General features: G+C 30.7%; 2 protein-coding genes. Both read right to left on the reverse strand.

The window, feature by feature from the left end; genetic code table 11:
* Complete coding sequence (locus SVN78_10830; protein MDY6822100.1) at positions 1-1245, reverse strand: TolC family protein; 1245 nt, start codon at positions 1243-1245, stop codon at positions 1-3.
* A gap of 215 nt (positions 1246-1460) precedes the next feature.
* Positions 1461-1823, reverse strand: a 363-nt coding sequence (locus tag SVN78_10835; protein ID MDY6822101.1) for a helix-turn-helix domain-containing protein, incomplete at its 5' end; no start/stop codon positions are given.

The following is a 1823-nucleotide window of genomic DNA, read 5'->3' on the forward strand; positions in this document are numbered from 1 at the left end:
CTATTTTAACACCTCTACGCCCATTAATGCGTTTAATTCTGAAAGCCCTACCATATATTCTTTCTGCATCAAAAGGGCCTCTCTCTTGTATTTTAAAAGCATCCTTATGGTGTCAATAAGATTCATAATCTCAACACCACCTGTTTTATACTGTGCAAGATTTGTTTGTAGAGCTAATTCATTTTGTGGAATAAGCTGGCCTGTATATAATTTATAAAGCTCTCGCCTTTTTTTAAGCTGACTTAAAATTGTTTTAGCCTGAGCCATTAATTCGTTTTTCTTATCAATTATAAGGCTATTTATCATCCACTTTTTCCTTTCCATCTCAAGAACCATAGGTTTATTTTTTCTTTTTTGCCACAGAGGTATATTAAAGGTAACCATTGCGCTTACCAAATCTGATCTATCCTGACCATTTGGGCCATCCTCTCTTTGCGAATAGGATACTTCAAACACAACATCTGGATAATATTCTTTCTTTTTTAATTCTATTTCGTCTTCACTTATATTTCTTTCAAGAGAGAGTATTTTTATATCAGGATTTTCATTTAAAATGTTTTCCTTAATCTTCTTGCTTTCTAAGCTTGTCAATCTAATGTTTGATAAATCTCCTACCTTTATATTCACTTTCCTTCCTGCAAGGTAATTAATTTTATCATGGAGCTCTCTTCTACTTTGTTTTAATGAGATAAGCTCCTCGTCTATCTGTATAGCCTCAATGTTTGCCTTAACAACATTAGTTAAGCTCCCTATGCCCGATTTAGATGCAGATTTTTCACTTTCCATTAAAAGTTTTATATAGCCCTTTATCTCCTTTAATATCTTTATAGATGCTCTAATATAACCAAGTTCATAGACATATGTCCGTAGTTTGCTTAATATATCAATCCTTTCTTTTCTGAGCCTTTCTAAAGCTAGCTTATATTCTTTTGTTGCTATGGACTCATTAATTTTAAGCTTTCCCCCAAGGGGAAACATCTGAGATACGCCTATTTCTTTTGATGTCATTCCATCTTCTTTAAATGAAAAATCGCTAGTAGGAACATTTTTTAAACCAAACTTGATCTTGGGATCTTCAAGGGCACCACTTGATGGAATTCTCTTTTTTAGCATCTCTGCCTCAAACCCAAGTGATTTTAAACGTGGATTTTCCTTTAAAACAATCTCTTGAAGCTCACTTATATCAAGTTTATCAGCATAAAGGGGCGTATAAAATAGGATAATAATTATTATAATTTTTTTCATTTAATGAACCCACGTTATATACTGTAGATACAAGCACATCACCTCATAATTTATAATCATTCTTATAATCAAATATTATGCCAAGATTACAAACGCCTTATATGAGGGAATTTTCTGATATATTGATAAAAAGTGATGAATATTCTACACATTACTAGGATTAATTGTAGAATATTCTACATATCTTCTAATTAAAATGAATGTAGAAGAAAAAATTATGACTGAATTTTATATTTTTCTAATCTATAGAGTAATACATGCCTTGGTATTCTCAGATATTCTGCTGTTTTTGATTTATTACCATTAAATTTCTCAAGTGCCGAATTAATAATGTCTTTTTCTAATTCTTCAAGATCTAGATGGTCATTTGGAAGAGATAGGTTTATTTTATTGCTGGGATTAGAATTCAAATCTACAGGTAAATCGTGCTCATTAATTTCTTTATCCTTTGATAACAGACAAAGTCTATAAACAATATTTTCTAACTCCCTAATATTTCCAGGCCAATCATAGCTTTTAAGTTTCTCTATTGCATTATTATTCATTTTAATATTTTTAAACCCAAATTTTGCAATAAT

It is taken from the genome of Deferribacterota bacterium (assembly GCA_034189185.1).
Classification (GTDB): Bacteria; Chrysiogenota; Deferribacteres; order Deferribacterales; family UBA228; genus UBA228.

Bases quoted from the DNA above. Each gene is read 5' to 3' on its own strand.
- SVN78_10830 (MDY6822100.1), bottom strand. From the start codon at position 1,245: ATGAAAAAAATTATAATAATTATTATCCTATTTTATACGCCCCTTTAT.